Origin of the sequence: Sphingomonas bisphenolicum, assembly GCF_024349785.1 — a bacterium.
GTDB lineage: Bacteria > Pseudomonadota > Alphaproteobacteria > Sphingomonadales > Sphingomonadaceae > Sphingobium > Sphingobium bisphenolicum.
The window spans coordinates 1,587,866-1,603,862 of the sequence record NZ_AP018817.1 but is presented as its reverse complement, the minus strand read 5'-3'; the positions used below and the strand labels follow the sequence as shown (position 1 = coordinate 1,603,862).

Below are 15,997 nucleotides of genomic sequence, written 5' to 3'. Positions count from 1 at the left end.
GTCATGGATATCAACGCCGCAGAAATTTCGAAGGTCATCAAGGACCAGATCGCCAATTTCGGCACCGAAGCGCAGGTCAGCGAAGTCGGTTCCGTGTTGACCGTGGGTGACGGCATCGCCCGCGTCCATGGCCTCGACAATGTCCAGGCCGGTGAAATGGTCGAATTCGCCAATGGCGTGCAGGGCATGGCGCTGAACCTGGAAGCCGACAATGTCGGCGTCGTGATCTTCGGCTCCGACGCCGAGATCAAGGAAGGCGACACCGTCAAGCGCACCGGCACCATTGTCGACGTGCCTGTGGGCAAGGGCCTGCTGGGCCGCGTCGTGGATGGCCTGGGCAATCCCATCGACGGCAAGGGTCCGATCGTGTCCGACCAGCGCATGCGCGTCGAGCGCAAGGCGCCCGGCATCATCCCGCGTACATCGGTGCATGAACCCGTGCAGACCGGCCTCAAGGCGATCGACACGCTGGTTCCCGTCGGCCGTGGTCAGCGCGAACTGATCATCGGCGATCGCCAGACCGGCAAGACCGCCGTCGCGATCGACACCTTCATCAACCAGAAGGCCGCCAACGCCGGCGATGACGAGAGCAAGAAGCTCTATTGCATCTACGTCGCGATCGGCCAGAAGCGCTCGACCGTCGCGCAGATCGTCAAGCAGCTCGAAGAAAATGGCGCGATGGAATATTCCATCGTCGTCGCCGCGACCGCTTCTGAGCCTGCACCGCTCCAGTATCTTGCGCCGTACACCGGCGTGACGATGGGCGAATATTTCCGCGACAATGGCATGCACGCCGTCATCGTCTATGATGATCTGTCCAAGCAGGCCGTCGCCTATCGCCAGATGTCGCTGCTGCTGCGTCGTCCTCCGGGCCGTGAAGCCTATCCCGGCGACGTTTTCTATCTCCACAGCCGCCTGCTGGAACGCGCTGCGAAGATGAACAAGGACAATGGATCGGGTTCGCTGACCGCCCTGCCGATCATCGAAACGCAGGCGGGCGACGTGTCCGCCTACATCCCGACCAACGTGATTTCGATCACCGACGGCCAGATCTTCCTGGAAACCAACCTCTTCTACCAGGGCATCCGTCCGGCCATCAACGTAGGCCTCTCGGTGTCGCGCGTCGGTTCCGCTGCGCAGACCAAGGCGATGAAGAAGGTGTCCGGCTCGATCAAGCTGGAGCTGGCCCAGTATCGCGAAATGGCGGCCTTCGCCCAGTTCGGTTCGGACCTCGACGCCTCGACCCAGAAGCTGCTGAACCGCGGCGCGCGCCTGACCGAGCTGCTCAAGCAGGGTCAGTTCTCGCCGCTGCCGTTCGAAGAGCAGACCGCGTCGATCTTCGCGGGCACCAACGGCTATCTCGACAGCGTCGCCGTCAAGGACGTGACCCGCTATGAAGAGCTGATGCTCGCCTATCTGCGTCACGATCACCCCGAAGTGCTGACCGCGATCCGCGACAGCAAGGATCTGGGCGACGACGCCAAGGGCAAGCTGAAGGCGGCGCTCGACGCATTCGGCAAGACCTTCGCGTAAGGCACGATGCTCACCGCCCATAGCCTTCTTGCCTGGACCGTGATGTCGATCGGTCTGGTGTTGCTGCCGGGACCGGACACCATGTTGGTGGCCGGCCACGCGGCGCGCCGCGGGTTGAAGGCCGGCATGGCGGCGATCGGCGGCATCCAGCTCGGCGGCCTGTTCTACATGCTGCTGTGCGGCTTCGGCTTCCTCAGCGTGCTGAACGCGGTGCCGGGGCTGTTCATGGCGGTGAAGATCGCGGGCGCGCTCTACCTCGCCTGGATGGGTCTTGGCCTGCTGCGCGGCGCGATCAAGCCGGTAGAGGTGACGGCGGAAAAGCTGCGGATCGGCGGATCGCCCTTCACGCAAGGGTTCATCAGCACCGTGCTGAACCCGAAGGTCGCGATCTTCTTCCTGGCCGCGCTGCCGCAGTTTGTCGGCACCGGCCCGGCCGCGCCCTTTCAGGGGATGGCACTGATCGCGATCGTCTATGCGCTGGGCTTCGTCTGGTGCGCCCTGCTCGCGCTGCTGGCCACGAAGGCTGGTCGCTCGGTCGGGCAGAGCAGCGCGATGCGCTGGTTCGAAGGCGCCATGGGCGTCGGTTTCTTTGGTCTCGCGGGCCGTCTGGCCCTTGCTCGGAACGTGTGATTTATGGCTAGCCTCAAGGAACTGAAGATCCGGATCGGGTCGGTGAAATCGACCCAGAAGATCACCAAGGCGAAGCAGATGGTCGCCGCCGCCAAGCTGCGCAAGGCGCAGGCCGCGGCCGAGGCCGCACGCCCCTATAGCAGCCGCCTCGAAGCGGTCGTCGCCAGCCTCGCGTCGAAGATCGCGGGCGGCACGGGCGAAGGGGCTTCCCCGTTGCTCGCCGGCACCGGCAAGGACGAAGTCCATCTGCTGGTCGTCGCCAATAGCGACCGTGGTCTAGCCGGCGCCTTTAACGCCAATATCGTGAAGGCCGCGCTCGCGAAGGCACGCGCGCTGGAGCTGGACGGCAAGAAGGTGCAATTCTACCTGATCGGCCGCAAGGGTCGTCCGGTCATCAATCGCGCCTATCCCGGCAAGATCGTTGCCCAGTTCGACACCACCGGCGCCAAGCAGCCGGGCTACGACCAGGCGCAGGCAATCGGGCAGGAACTCAGCAAGATGTTCCTCGACGGCAAGTTCGACATCGCGCACCTCTTCTATTCGCGCTTCAAGTCGGCACTGGCGCAGATTCCTACCGAACAGCAGATCATCCCGGTCAAGATTCCGGCCGACGCCGACCGCAACGCCATCCCCGCCACGGTGGAATATGAGCCGAGCGAGGAGGCGATCCTGGACGACCTGTTGCCGCGCAACATCTCGATCCAGCTCTTCAAGGCGCTGCTGGAAAACAACGCGTCCGAACAGGGCGCGTCGATGACCGCGATGGACAACGCCACGCGTAACGCAGGCGACCTGATCAGCAAACTGACGATCCAGTATAACCGCAGCCGCCAGGCCGCGATCACCACCGAACTCGTCGAAATCATCTCGGGCGCTGAAGCCCTCTAAGACCCCGCACGCAAGGAAGCAGTCATGGCAACCACCAACAATGTAGGCCGCATCTCGCAGGTCATCGGCGCCGTCGTCGACGTGACCTTCCCCGATGCGCTCCCGTCGATCCTGTCGGCGCTGGAAACCAGCAACAACGGCCAGCGCCTGGTGCTGGAAGTCGCCCAGCATCTGGGTGAAAACACCGTTCGCACCATCGCGATGGATTCGACCGAAGGCCTTACCCGCGGCCAGGAAGTGACCGACACCGGCGCGCAGATCAGCGTTCCCGTCGGCCCCGCGACGCTCGGCCGCATCCTCAACGTCGTCGGCGAGCCGATCGACGAGCGCGGCCCGGTCGCCACCGACATGCGTTCGCCGATCCATGCCAAGGCCCCCGAGTTCGTTGACCAGTCGACCGAAAGCGCGATCCTGGTCACCGGCATCAAGGTCATCGACCTGCTCGCTCCTTACGCCAAGGGCGGCAAGATCGGCCTGTTCGGTGGCGCGGGCGTCGGCAAGACGGTTCTCATTCAGGAACTGATCAACAATATCGCCAAGGGCCATGGCGGCACCTCGGTCTTCGCAGGCGTCGGCGAGCGTACCCGCGAGGGTAACGATCTCTACCACGAATTCCTCGACGCCGGCGTCATCGCCAAGGATGCCGACGGCAATGCGATCAGCGAAGGCTCGAAGGTTGCGTTGGTTTATGGCCAGATGAACGAGCCCCCGGGCGCCCGCGCGCGCGTCGCCCTGTCGGGCCTGACCATCGCCGAATATTTCCGCGACGTCGAAAATCAGGACGTGCTGTTCTTCGTCGACAACATCTTCCGCTTCACCCAGGCGGGCGCGGAAGTGTCCGCTCTGCTCGGCCGTATTCCGTCGGCGGTGGGCTATCAGCCGACCCTGTCGACCGACATGGGCCAGTTGCAGGAGCGCATCACCTCCACCAACAAGGGGTCGATCACCTCGGTGCAGGCCGTGTACGTCCCCGCGGACGATCTCACCGATCCGGCGCCGGCGACTTCGTTCGCGCACTTGGATGCGACGACCGTTCTCAACCGCGCCATTTCGGAGCTGGGCATCTACCCGGCGGTTGATCCGCTCGACTCCACCAGCCGCGTGCTGGAGCCGCGCACCGTGGGCCAGGAACATTATGACACCGCGCGTGCGGTCCAGTCGATCCTGCAGAAGTATAAGTCGTTGCAGGACATCATCGCGATCCTGGGCATGGACGAGCTGTCGGAAGAGGACAAGCTGACCGTCGCCCGCGCGCGCAAGATCCAGAAGTTCCTGTCGCAGCCGTTCCACGTCGCCGAAGTCTTCACCGGCATCAGCGGCAAGTTCGTCCAGATCGAAGACACGGTGAAGTCGTTCAAGGCCGTGGTCGATGGCGAGTATGACCATCTGCCCGAAAACGCCTTCTACATGGTCGGCGGCATCGACGAAGCGGTCGAAAAAGCCAAGAAGCTGGCGGCCGAAGCGGCGTAAGCCAGATAAATATTGCCCCTCCTTCCAAGGGAGGGGTTGGGGGTGGGTCGCGAGCGAAGCGAGCATCAATCCATCCCGACGGATTGCAGGCGATTGCTGCGCAATCTCACCCACCCCCGGCCCTCTTAGGAGGGTCACGCGCCCCTCCTAAGACTTGAACGGGAGGGTGGAGAGTTACAGATGGCATTGCATTTCGAACTCGTAACCCCGGAAAAGCTGGTCCGCTCGGCCGAAGTCTGGCAGGTCGTGGTGCCCGGCACCGATGGCGACTTCGGCGTGCTGGAGGGTCATGCGCCCTTCATGTCGACCGTGCGCGACGGCAGCATCCAGATCTTCGCGACGGCCGGCGCCGCGCCGGAAATCATCCCGGTCGAAGGCGGCTTTGCCGAAGTGAATGAAAAGGGCCTGACGGTACTGGCCGAAAAGGCCGGCTGACCCCCTTCCCGCGGACAAGCAGGATATATCGAGAGCGGCGTCGCATGGCGCCGCTCTTTTTGTTGGAACATCAACGCATCGCCCGGAAGGTCGCACCGCCTCCGGCAATCGAACCAATGCCATAATGGCGGCTCCTCGCAACGCAGGTGCGCGCCACGCAATCACTTGTTTACCATATTATCCTAGGTCGCGCAGTGCAGAGCGACGTCGAGAGAATATCGGATGACAAAGCGTTCCACTATTCTGAATGGCGATCCACGCTTCTGGCCGGCAAAGCGCCGTTAAGATGTCCGATCCCTTTCTTGGCGATCTGGTCGCGCTCCTCGTCGCTATTGCAGGCGGCCTGATCTGGATAATGTTGCCGGGCGCAGGCCTTTTGCACCTTTTTGACGTGGGCGCTGATCGCTGGGGACGTGGCTGGCAAAGGCTGGGCTGGGCCTTGCTTCTGGCCTTCACCATCCTGCCGGCGGTTGATGCACTCGTCGCGCGGGCGGGCGGCCTGAATGCAGTCGCGGGTTGTCATGCCGTGCTTGCGTTACTCGCGTTGCGACGCGCGACATGGTTGAAGCCCCGTGCCGAAGGCTGGCGAATAGCGGCGCCACTGCTTTTGATATGGCTGTTCATCGTCATTTTCGCCTTCGTCGACATGAAGGTCGGCGGGATGCTGAACAAATCGATGCTCGAATATGACCTGGTCAAACATGCCGCAATAACCAGCGCCATCGCTCATCAGAACCTGCCTTTCACGGACCCTTTCTTCGCTCGCCCCGCAGCCGTGGGCTATTATTATTATTTCTATCTCTGGCCCGCCGCGATCCAGCATTTCGGCCCGTCCTTCCTGGATGGCCGCATGGCTTTCGGCGCAGCGACCTTTTGGGCCGGCCTTGCCTTTCCCGCGCTGCTGTGGCGCATCGGGGCCGATAGCGGACTGATCCGCCAAGGCCATATGCGCCGCTTCACGGCCCTCATCCTGCTCTTCTGCTTCCTGTCGGGCGCGGACCTGATCGCGATGGGCTTCCGCTTCCTCTGGACCGGCACCGTCACTGGCCAAAGCGACTGGTGGAACTGCGAAATCGGCTTTGCCGTCCATTCGATGCTGTGGGTGCCGCATCATATGACAGCCGTCATCGCGGCGTGGACGGCGATGCTGCTTCTGGTGCGGGCTGGCGAGCGGGACGCCACGGCGCGATGGCCGCTGGCTGTCGCCGCCGGGCTTGGCATAGCGACATGCTTCGGGTCGTCCGTGTGGATCATGCTGACCATTGCGCCGGTCCTGACGATATGGGGCGCGATCAGCCTTTTCCGGCGGGACATGACCCTGCTCCTGGCGGGAATCGTCGCGTTGCTGGGCGCCTCGATCCAGATTGCCGACCTTCTGGCATTTCGCGACGATGGCGCATTGCCCATCGCCTTCGCCATTCGCCCCTTCGCCCTCTTCTTTCCTGACGGAGGAGACGGAGCGCTGTTCAACCTGGCGCTGCTTCCACTGAACTATGCCGCGGAGTTCGGCATCTTCGCCTGGGGCGCGATCATGTGGTGGAAACGGGATTTGCGCTGGCCGCGACATCCGGTTCAGATATTGCTCCTCGCCAGCGCCCTGTTTTCCCTACTGATCAGCAGCTTCCTCAAATCGACCATCATCAGCAATGATCTGGGCTGGCGCGCGATCTGGTTCGCGCAATGCGCCGCCATCATCTGGACGGCGGCCTGGCTGCATGATCGCCCCCACTGGTTCCGCGAACGCGCCCTCAGCTTCAAACTGCTGCTGATCCTGGGCCTGGCGGCCGTGATCTGGGATATTGTCGGGCTGCGGCTCATCCGTGCGCCCTATGCGCCGGTCGCGGGCTTCGGCACCATCTTCACGGCGCGCGCCAGCGATGAAAGCGAACGCGGCATCTATCGATGGGCCGCCATCCACCTGCCCGCGCATGACGTCATCCAGCATAATCCCGTGCTGAAGCGGCGCGCGTTCAATTTCGGCCTGTATGGCGTGCAACGGACGGGCGTTGCCGATGTGGAAGCCAATCTGTTCGGCGCTTCGCCAAGAGCGGTGGAACAGCGCATCTCCCTGGTCCGCCCGATCTTCGACACGCCATTGCCGCCAGCCAGCATCCGCATTCGCGCGCAAGCCGCCGGCATCGATCATCTGCTGTTCGCTTCGGACGATCCCGTCTCGGGCAAGGCCGGCGGTCCTCCGCCCGGCCTGCGCTGCAACGTCCGCGAACCGCTTGCCTGCCTCGTTTCGGTGAAGGAAATCCAGCCATGAACGCCCTGTTCCGTCGCCTGGCCGGCCTGGCTCTGATCTATCTGCTGGTGCTGGCGGGCGGGTTCCTCCTCTATCTGGCGCTGATCGCGTCGCCGCTGCTGGGGGCGATCCCGCTGCTCTTCTATCGCGGTGTGCTGATCGCCTTCATCGGCGCGCTTCTGCTGGGGCTGTTGCTGGCGATCGCGGGGCGCCGCGCTCCCGCCCTCGATCTGTCGACCGGGGTCGGGGCGGTCGCATTGTCGCTAGCGTTCAACATCAGCTTCCTGATCGTCTTCCCGGTCACGTTCGACCGATCGATCACCATGTTCCTGCTGGCCCGGATCGAGCGGCAGGACGGCCAATTGACGCCGCCCATGCTGGAGAATGTGTTCATACGCGAATATCTGGGCGATCTGCGGCAGATTGATCGACGGGTCAGCGAACAGACGTTGTCGGGCAACATCGTCCAGCGTGACGATGGCCGCATCGCATTGACGCCGCAAGGGCGCCGGCTGCTGTCGAGCGCCCGGCAGATCGGCGGCTGGTTCGGAGCCGATCCGCGCTTCGTGACGGCGCCGGAACCTGCGCCGCCGCGCCATTAGGCATTTATCAAAGTTTCCAGCCTATTCACCTTCATCATCCCACGGACCGGTCCTTACCTTTGGACCGGGCCAGTCGCGAAAATAGTGGCGGAGAAATATGAGCGCCTTTGGACGGAAAAATGGACCCGCCGGCATCAAGCCCGGCTTTGGCGTTGCCCGCCCGATGCAGGGCGGCAGCCCGAAGGAAGAAGCGCCGCGTGGCGGCGATCAGTTCCCGCCGCTCGATATCGCGTCGCTGCCGGGCGAAGTCGCCTTCGACCCGTTGGCGGCGCCGACCAGCCAGATGCAGCGCAATTCGGACGCCATGGCGCGGTTGTCGGACCGCGCCAATGCCGAACATGTGCCCGACGCCGGGCCACAGGGGTTCGAGGCCAGCGTCCACAAGATCAAGGAACAGGTACTTCCCCGCCTGCTCGAGCGTGTCGATCCCGAGGCCGCCGCGACGCTGACCAAGGATGAGCTGGCGGAGGAATTCCGCCCGATCATCATGGAAGTGCTGGCGGAACTGAAGCTGACCCTCAACCGCCGCGAACAGTTCGCGCTGGAAAAGGTGCTGGTCGACGAATTGCTGGGCCTTGGCCCGCTCGAAGAATTGCTGAACGACCCGGACATCACCGACATCATGGTGAACGGGCCGGAACAGACCTATATCGAAAAGAAGGGCAAGCTGGTCATCGCCCCGATCAAGTTCCGCGACGAGGAGCACCTGTTCCAGATCGCGCAGCGGATCGTGAACAAGGTCGGTCGCCGCGTCGACCAGACCACGCCACTGGCCGACGCCCGCCTGCCCGACGGCAGCCGCGTCAACGTGATCGTGCCGCCGCTCAGCCTGAAGGGCACGGCGATCTCGATTCGTAAATTCTCCGCCAAGCCGATCACGATCGACATGCTCGCCCAATGGGGCGCAATGAGTCCGAAGATGGCGACGGCGCTGAAGATCGCCGGCGCCTGCCGTTTCAACGTGGTCATTTCGGGCGGCACGGGTTCGGGCAAGACGACGATGCTCAATGCCCTGTCGAAGATGATCGATCCGGGCGAGCGCGTGCTGACGATCGAGGATGCGGCCGAACTGCGCCTGCAGCAGCCGCACTGGCTGCCGCTGGAAACCCGTCCCCCGAACCTGGAGGGGCATGGCGCGATCACGATCGGCGACCTGGTCAAGAACGCCCTGCGTATGCGGCCTGACCGCATCATCCTGGGCGAAATTCGTGGCGCGGAATGTTTCGACCTGCTCGCCGCGATGAACACCGGCCATGACGGCTCCATGTGTACGCTCCACGCCAACTCGCCGCGCGAGTGCCTGGGCCGTATGGAAAATATGATCCTGATGGGCGACATCAAGATTCCCAAGGAAGCGATTTCCAAGCAGATCGCCGATTCGGTCGATCTGATCATCCAGGTGAAGCGCCTGCGCGACGGGTCGCGCCGCATCACCAACGTGACCGAAGTGATCGGCATGGAAGGCGACGTCATAGTCACCCAGGAACTGTTCAAGTTCGAATATCATGATGAAGACGACAGCGGAAAGATCATCGGCGAATATCGCTCGATGGGCCTGCGTCCCTACACGCTCGACAAGGCGCGCATGTTCGGCTTCGACCAGCCGTTCCTGGAAGCCTGCCTGTAACCGCCGGTTCGTAACTTATTGTGGCTGGCGGGGGATTTCTCTCCCGCCGCCCCTTGCGCGCCCTGCGCTAGACGGCCACACCTCGCTCTCCCTGAAAGAGAGAGGATCCCAGATGAACCGTCTCGCCCTGATCGCCGCTGCCATCGCCATCCTGCCCGCCGGCGTCGCCGTCGCCCAACATGCCGGCCACAATCAGGCCGCCGACCCGATCGCCGCCGCCATCGCCGCGCCCAGCCGCACGCCCAAGAATGTCGCGCGCGATCCCTATCGCCACCCGGCCGAGACGCTCGCCTTCTTCGGTGTGACACCGAGCCAGACAGTTGTGGAATATAGCCCGAGCGGCGGCTGGTACACCGAAGTCCTGGCTCCGCTGTTGCGCGACCATGGCACCTTCTACGCCCTGCAACCCACCGGTCGCTATCTGGACGGCTACAGGACCTTCCTGGCGGCCAATCCGGCCGTCTATGACAAGGTCAAGGTTGCCGCCTATCCCGAGGAAGCCGCCGACATCCCGGCCGGCAGCATCGACACGGTGCTCACATTCCGCAACGTCCATAATATGGTCATGGCCGGGAACGAGGCCGCGACCTTCAAGGCGTTTTTCGATATGCTCAAGCCCGGCGGCACGCTGGGCGTGGTCGATCATCGCCTGCCCGAAGATCGCGACAGCGCACTGGAAAAGAGCAGCGGCTATCTGAAGGTTTCAACCATTCGCCGCATCGCGCAGGCGGCGGGCTTCGACTATGTCGGCGCGTCGGAGGTGAACGCCAACCCCAAGGATACGGCCGACTGGCCCAAGGGCGTGTGGACTCTGCCCCCCTCGCTCAGCCAGAAGGACGTCGACAGGGACAAATATCTGGCGATCGGCGAAAGCGACCGGATGACACTGAAATTCCGCAAGCCGGCCAAGTAGGACAATATCGACCCCGCCCGGTTGCGTCGTGGCGCAACCGGGCTAAGGCGGCAGCGTGACCGCAACCGCCCGTCCCCATCGTCCGCTCTTCGCCATCGGGCTGCGCCTGGTCGCCGTCCTGTGCCTGTCGGTCATGTTCGTGACCGTGCGGGTCGCGAGCGAACATGGCGTCCATGTCATCGAATCGCTCTTTTACCGGCAGGCTCTGGCGCTGCCGATGATCCTCATCTGGGTCGCGCTGGCGGGCGGCCTGCGCACCGTGCGCACCCGGCGGATCGGCGTCCACGCCAGCCGCATGATGATGGGGCTGACGGGAATGCTGCTCAATTTCCTGTCCTACATCCTGCTGCCCCCCGCGGAAGCCGCGACGATCGGTTTCACCATGCCTATTTTCGGCACGATATTGTCGGCGCTGATCCTGCGGGAGGCGACCGGCATTCACCGCTGGAGCGCGGTGCTGGTCGGTTTTATCGGCGTGCTGGTGATCGTTCGGCCGGACGCGGGCCATTTCCCGATCCAGGGGGTCGCGGTCGCCATTGCCGCCGCGCTGGTGACCGCCAGCGTCAGCCTGGTGCTGCGGGAACTGGGCCGGACCGAAGCGGCGGGCGTGGTCGTCTTCTGGTTCACCGTCCTGTCGATGATCCCGCTGGGCATCGCCATGCCCTTCGTCGCGCAGGCGCATGATGCGCTGACATGGGGATTGCTGCTGGTGATCGGCCTGTTCGGCGGAATCGCGCAATTGTGCCTGACCGCCGCGCTGCGCTGGGCGCCGGTGTCGGTGGTATTGCCGATGGATTATAGCACGATCATCTGGACCACCCTGCTAGGCGTCGCGATCGGCGAAAACTGGCCGATGGCGACGACCTGGGCCGGCGCGGCGCTGATCGTTGGCAGCGGCCTCTATATCGCCTGGCGCGAACATGTCCGCGCCAGGCGTCCGGTCATCCGTTCAGCAGTTCCGCCTCAAGGCTGATATCGGCTTTCAGCAGCTTGGAGATCGGACAATTCGCCTTGGCCTTGCCCGCCAGTTCCTGGAAGGTCGCGTCGTCGGTGCCGGGGATCGTCGCCTTCAGCGTCAGCTTGCTCGCGGTCACCGCGAAACCGTCGTCCAGCTTCTCCAGCGTCACGACCGCGGTCGTGTCCATCTTCTCCGCCGTCAACCCCGCTTCGCCCAGGATCAGCGACAACGCCATGGTGAAGCAGGAAGCGTGGGCGGCGGCGATCAGCTCTTCCGGATTGCTGCCCGGCTGCCCTTCGAACCGGGTGGCGAAACCATAGGGATAGGCGTCCAGCGCGCCGCTCTGGGTAGAGATGGCGCCCTTCCCGTCCTTGAGGCCACCGCTCCAGACTGCCGAACCGCTGCGATTGATCTTCATGGCCTATGCTCCTTGTGATGAGCCGGAGGAACCCCGGCGGTCCCCCATGGTTGCATCATCATAGCTGCATTTCTCACAGGAGCGTGACATGACTGACCTGACGATGGAAAATCACGGCGAACTCATCGCCTCCGACCGGGTCGAAGGCACCGCCGTCTACAACCGCCAGGGCGAACGCCTGGGCAAGATATCCAACTTCATGGTGGACAAGCGCAGCGGCCAGGTGCGCTACGCCGTGCTGTCCTTCGGCGGCTTTCTGGGCATGGGGCACGACCATTATCCCCTGCCCTGGTCGATGCTGACCTACGACACCGGGCAACAGGGCTATGTGGTCGATCTCGACAAGCAGTTGCTGGACAATGCGCCGCGCTACGGCGCGGACAAGCGGCCGGATTATGACGATGGCTATGGCCGCAACGTCTACCAATATTATGGCCTGATCTACCCCTGGTAAGGCGTCCGAAGGCGTGACCGATCGGCCGGGCCGGCATCATGCCGGCCCGGCCGCATTGCTGTTGACGATCCCGCTGTGATGGCGTCTTTCCGGCTGCCTAGATTTCACCACATTTCGCCGCTTGCCCATTGTCTACCATATGAATAGAATTATTGTCGGAGCCTCGACAGCAAGGATGAGGATCAGACCATGGAGCGATTCGGTTTTTCGGGTGACACGCGCCAGCCGGTCGTGCTGACCATCCCCGGCCTCAACAATAGCGGGCCGGGCCACTGGCAGACAATCTGGGAAGAAACGCGCGGCGATTGCGAGCGGGTGGACCTGGGCAGCTGGGCCAGCCCCAACCGCAATGCCTGGGTGACGCGGCTCGACGCCGCCATCCGCGAAGCGAACGGGCCGGTCATATTGGCGGCGCACAGCCTGGGCTGCCTGGCCGTCGCCTGGTGGGGCGCTTTGCAAAGCCAGGCCTATGGCTGGCCGGTGACCGGCGCGCTGCTGGTCGCGCCGCCCGATTGCGACCGGATGGAAACGCCCGAGACGATCGGCGGATTCGGCCCCACGCCCCGCGCGCAACTCCCCTTCCCCTCGATTCTGGTGGGTAGCCGCGACGATCCCTATATCTTCTTCGAACGCGCCCATAGCGTCGGCAAAAATTGGGGCAGTCAATTTGTCGATGCGGGCCATGCCGGTCATATCAACGCAGATTCGGGTCTCGGCGACTGGCAGTTTGGGCAATCCCTGCTCGAACGGCTGATCGACAATGCGCAGGAACAGGCGTCCGCCATGCGCCAGATGCGCCCTGCGCTGCCCATGGCCCAGCAGGAGCGCAAGGCCCAGCGCCCGACCCTGCACCCATAAGGCTCACCCCCGAGGGGCGCGACAAGACAAACTTGCGCGCCCCTTATATTTGCTTTTTTGTCTATCTTTGTAGTTGAGATATTAGACGAGCCAGAGGTGTCCATGAGCGAACATAAACCGATCGAACTCCGTCACGCCCGTATCGACGGCGCCCGCACAGACTTGCGGCCCGATATCGCCGCGAGCGTCGACAAGGTGCGCAACGTGCTGGAAGCGCTGCGTTTCGGATCGATCACGCTGACCGTCCACGACGCGCGCGTGGTCCAGATCGACGTGACGGAAAAGACGCGCCTGACCAACTGAACGATCAGGCGGGGGCGCCATATATTTCGGGCTGCAACGAGCGGCCCAGGCGGCAGGGGATGGGCCGCCGTTCCGATCTTCATCCCCAATATCGGCGTTGACCGGATCACCGGAAGTGCCGCGATCACAAGACAACCAGATTGGCACCGGACAGCCGGATAAAGGGGAATATCATGATTGCGCGTTTCCTGTTGCTCGCGAGCGTCGCGGGCGCTTCCATCATCACGCCCAACGCCTTTGCGGAGGATGCGGTTCAGCCGCCTGCGGACGGCGCCGAACAGGTCGCCGGACAAACCAACGTGCGCGGCGACGTGATCGTCGTTACCGCCCGCCGTCGCCAGGAAACCGCGCAGGAAGTGCCATTGGCGATTTCCGTGGTCCGCGGCGACAGCATCGAGGCAACCGGCAACTTCAACATCGTGAAGCTCCAGCAACTCGCGCCGACGTTGCAGGTCTACACCACCAACCCGCGCAACACCTCGGTCAATATCCGTGGCCTGGGCGTGCCGTTCGGCCTGACCAGCGATGGCTTCGAACAAGGCGTCGGCATCTATGTCGACGACGTCTACAACTCGCGCGTCGCCGCCGCGACCTTCGACTTTCTCGACGTGGCGCAGGTGGAAGTGCTGCGCGGACCGCAAGGTACGCTTTACGGCAAGAACACCACGGCCGGCGCGATCAACATCACGACCAACCAGCCGACCTTCGATTTCGAGGGCCGCGCCGAACTGACCGTCGGCAATCTCAACTACAAGCAGGCCAAGGCCGCCGTGTCCGGCCCGCTGTCCGAGACCATCGCCGCCCGCATCGCGGTCGCCGCCACCACGCGCCGGGGCACGCTCTACAATGTGACCAGCCAGCGCTGGATCAACGAGCAGGATAATCTGGGCATTCGCGGCCAGTTGCTGTTCAAGCCCAATGACGATTTCAGCGTCACCCTGTCCGGCGATTACAGCAAGCAGGATCCCGAATGCTGCGGCACGACCTTCGTGCGCGTCGGCAAGACCCAGCGTCCGCTCAATCGCCAATATGACGCGCTGGCCGCTGCGCAGGGCTATGTCGTGCCCAGCCGCAACCCCTATGACCGTCTGACCGACCTCGATTCCAACCTGAACGCCGGTAACAAGATCGGCGGCGTGTCGGCCAAGATCAAATGGGATGTCGGCCCCGGCACCCTGACCTCCGTCACCGCCTGGCGCTTCTGGGACTGGAAGCCGGAAAATGACCGCGACTTCACCGGTCTGTCGATCGTGTCCAAATCGCAGAACCCGTCGCAGCAGGACCAGTATAGCCAGGAATTCCGCTACAACTACGAAAGCAAGGATGTTGACTTCGTCGTCGGCCTGTTCGGCTTCAAGCAGCGGATCGACACCCAGGGCACCGAACAGCAGGGCGACGATGCGGCCCAGTGGAGCCTTGCGCCCTCCACCGATCCGACCAACCCCGCCAATATCCCGGCGACGCTGTCCGGCCTGACCGCCAGTAATACGCAATATCTGAAGGCGGACAGCGCGGCCCTGTTCGGCCAGCTTAGCTGGAAGGTGACCGACGCGCTGACCATCCAGCCGGGCGTGCGGCTCAACTATGACAAGAAGTCCGGCTTCTATCAGCGCGTCGTCACCAACGCGCAGGGCCAGGCCATCAGTTGCACCACGGTCGCGGAACCCGGCACCATCAAGGGCACGACCCAGCAGTGCGGCGTCTACCAGCCGCAGGTCAGTGCCCCGTCCGACAGCGCCTGGAACTTCACCTACGATTTCAACGTCAATTACAAGGTCGCCCGCGACGTGCTGGCCTATGCGACCTATGCCAAGAGCTTCAAGACGCTGGGCATCAACCAGAACGGCCTGCCGCTCAATGCCGACAATAGCGTCAATTATGACGCCAGCACGGTGAAGCCGGAATCGGTCAATCATTATGAAATCGGCCTCAAGACCCAGTTCTGGGACCGCCGGGCCACCTTCAACCTCACCGCCTTCCGCACGGAGATCAAGAATTTCCAGGCGACCGTGAATGGCGGCCAGTTCGGCACCGTGCGCGGTTACCTCGCCAACGCGGAAAAGGTGCGGTCGCAAGGGATCGAGGCGGACTTCAAGGTCGTCGCCAGCGACCGTTTCACCGCCTATGCCAATGGCGCCTATACCGACGCCCAATATAAGAAGTTCACCAACGCGCCCTGCCCGCCCGAACTGTCGGGCGGCACGTTGCAGCCTTCGGGACAGCCTGCGGATTATTCGCAGCCGGGCGTCCCCGGCGCGCTCAGCCCTCGCCAGTGCGACATTTCCGGCCAGGATCTGCCCGGCGTGTCGAAATGGGCCTTCTCCTACGGCGCGGAATATAATATTCCGGTTACGCTACTGGCGAAGGAGGGCCAGGCCTATCTGGGCGTCGACGGCAATTACCGCTCGCACTGGAACTCCAACGCCTCGCCGTCCATCTATACCGAGGTGAAGGGCTATGCGCTGACCAACTTCCGCGCCGGCTTCCGCGGCGAATGGTTCGACATTTTCGGTTGGGTCCGCAACGCGTTCGACGTGAACTATATCGAAAACCTCCAGGTCGCGCCGGGCAACACCGGCCTGATCGCCGGTCAGGTCGGCGATCCCCAGACCTGGGGCGGCACGATCAAAGTCTCCTTCTGACCACTCACCCCTGCGGAGGCG

Annotated in this window: 15 protein-coding genes; 14 read left to right on the top strand and 1 reads right to left on the bottom strand. The window is 63.4% G+C overall.

Going from position 1 to position 15,997, the window contains the following annotated elements; translation table 11 throughout:
* Window positions 1–3: 3 nt before the first annotated feature.
* From atpA to SBA_RS07935, 10 genes are all read left to right on the top strand, one after another.
* The gene (gene atpA / locus SBA_RS07980) at window positions 4–1,533 is read left to right on the top strand and encodes a F0F1 ATP synthase subunit alpha (RefSeq protein ID WP_261936473.1); all 1,530 of its coding nucleotides are present in this window, start codon (window positions 4–6) and stop codon (window positions 1,531–1,533) included.
* A 6-nt stretch (window positions 1,534–1,539) separates the two neighbouring features.
* Window positions 1,540–2,163, top strand: a complete 624-nt coding sequence (locus tag SBA_RS07975) for a LysE family translocator (protein WP_261936472.1) — start codon at window positions 1,540–1,542, stop codon at window positions 2,161–2,163.
* 3 nt (window positions 2,164–2,166) lie between these two features.
* Entirely contained in the window at window positions 2,167–3,051 is an 885-nt protein-coding gene (locus SBA_RS07970) for a F0F1 ATP synthase subunit gamma (protein WP_169570857.1), read from the top strand.
* Between the two features lie 24 nt (window positions 3,052–3,075).
* Complete coding sequence (gene atpD, locus SBA_RS07965) at window positions 3,076–4,521, top strand: F0F1 ATP synthase subunit beta (RefSeq protein WP_224547728.1); 1,446 nt, start codon at window positions 3,076–3,078, stop codon at window positions 4,519–4,521.
* 180 nt (window positions 4,522–4,701) lie between these two features.
* Window positions 4,702–4,956 carry an ATP synthase F1 subunit epsilon gene (locus SBA_RS07960; protein WP_224547729.1) on the top strand — a complete coding sequence of 85 codons (255 nt, stop codon included), beginning with the start codon at window positions 4,702–4,704 and terminating at the stop codon, window positions 4,954–4,956.
* 286 nt (window positions 4,957–5,242) lie between these two features.
* Complete coding sequence (locus SBA_RS07955; protein ID WP_261936471.1) at window positions 5,243–7,222, top strand: hypothetical protein; 1,980 nt, start codon at window positions 5,243–5,245, stop codon at window positions 7,220–7,222.
* Window positions 7,219–7,803 carry a hypothetical protein gene (locus SBA_RS07950; RefSeq protein WP_261936470.1) on the top strand — a complete coding sequence of 195 codons (585 nt, stop codon included), beginning with the start codon at window positions 7,219–7,221 and terminating at the stop codon, window positions 7,801–7,803. Before SBA_RS07955 ends, SBA_RS07950 begins: the two co-directional genes overlap by 4 nt.
* 97 nt (window positions 7,804–7,900) lie before the next feature.
* Window positions 7,901–9,430 carry a CpaF family protein gene (locus SBA_RS07945; protein WP_224547733.1) on the top strand — a complete coding sequence of 510 codons (1,530 nt, stop codon included), beginning with the start codon at window positions 7,901–7,903 and terminating at the stop codon, window positions 9,428–9,430.
* A 112-nt stretch (window positions 9,431–9,542) separates the two neighbouring features.
* Window positions 9,543–10,343, top strand: coding sequence for a class I SAM-dependent methyltransferase (locus SBA_RS07940; RefSeq protein ID WP_261936469.1), 801 nt, complete (start codon window positions 9,543–9,545; stop codon window positions 10,341–10,343).
* Window positions 10,344–10,476: 133 nt separating this feature from the next.
* The gene (locus SBA_RS07935) at window positions 10,477–11,316 is read left to right on the top strand and encodes a DMT family transporter (RefSeq protein ID WP_390902437.1); all 840 of its coding nucleotides are present in this window, start codon (window positions 10,477–10,479) and stop codon (window positions 11,314–11,316) included.
* Here SBA_RS07935 and SBA_RS07930 read toward each other — a convergent pair.
* Window positions 11,285–11,719, bottom strand: coding sequence for an OsmC family protein (locus SBA_RS07930; RefSeq protein WP_224547739.1), 435 nt, complete (start codon window positions 11,717–11,719; stop codon window positions 11,285–11,287). The two genes, SBA_RS07935 and SBA_RS07930, sit on opposite strands and share 32 nt — an antisense overlap.
* An 88-nt stretch (window positions 11,720–11,807) precedes the next feature.
* Between SBA_RS07930 and SBA_RS07925 the strand changes: the two genes are divergently transcribed.
* From SBA_RS07925 to SBA_RS07910, 4 genes are all read left to right on the top strand, one after another.
* Entirely contained in the window at window positions 11,808–12,173 is a 366-nt protein-coding gene (locus SBA_RS07925) for a PRC-barrel domain-containing protein (protein ID WP_224547741.1), read from the top strand.
* A 189-nt stretch (window positions 12,174–12,362) separates the two neighbouring features.
* Window positions 12,363–13,031 carry an RBBP9/YdeN family alpha/beta hydrolase gene (locus tag SBA_RS07920; RefSeq protein WP_224547742.1) on the top strand — a complete coding sequence of 223 codons (669 nt, stop codon included), beginning with the start codon at window positions 12,363–12,365 and terminating at the stop codon, window positions 13,029–13,031.
* Window positions 13,032–13,133: 102 nt separating this feature from the next.
* Window positions 13,134–13,334: a YezD family protein gene (locus SBA_RS07915; protein WP_224547743.1), complete on the top strand. Its 201-nt coding sequence runs from the start codon at window positions 13,134–13,136 to the stop codon at window positions 13,332–13,334.
* Window positions 13,335–13,507: 173 nt separating this feature from the next.
* Complete coding sequence (locus tag SBA_RS07910) at window positions 13,508–15,976, top strand: TonB-dependent receptor (RefSeq protein ID WP_261936468.1); 2,469 nt, start codon at window positions 13,508–13,510, stop codon at window positions 15,974–15,976.
* Window positions 15,977–15,997 lie beyond the last annotated feature (21 nt).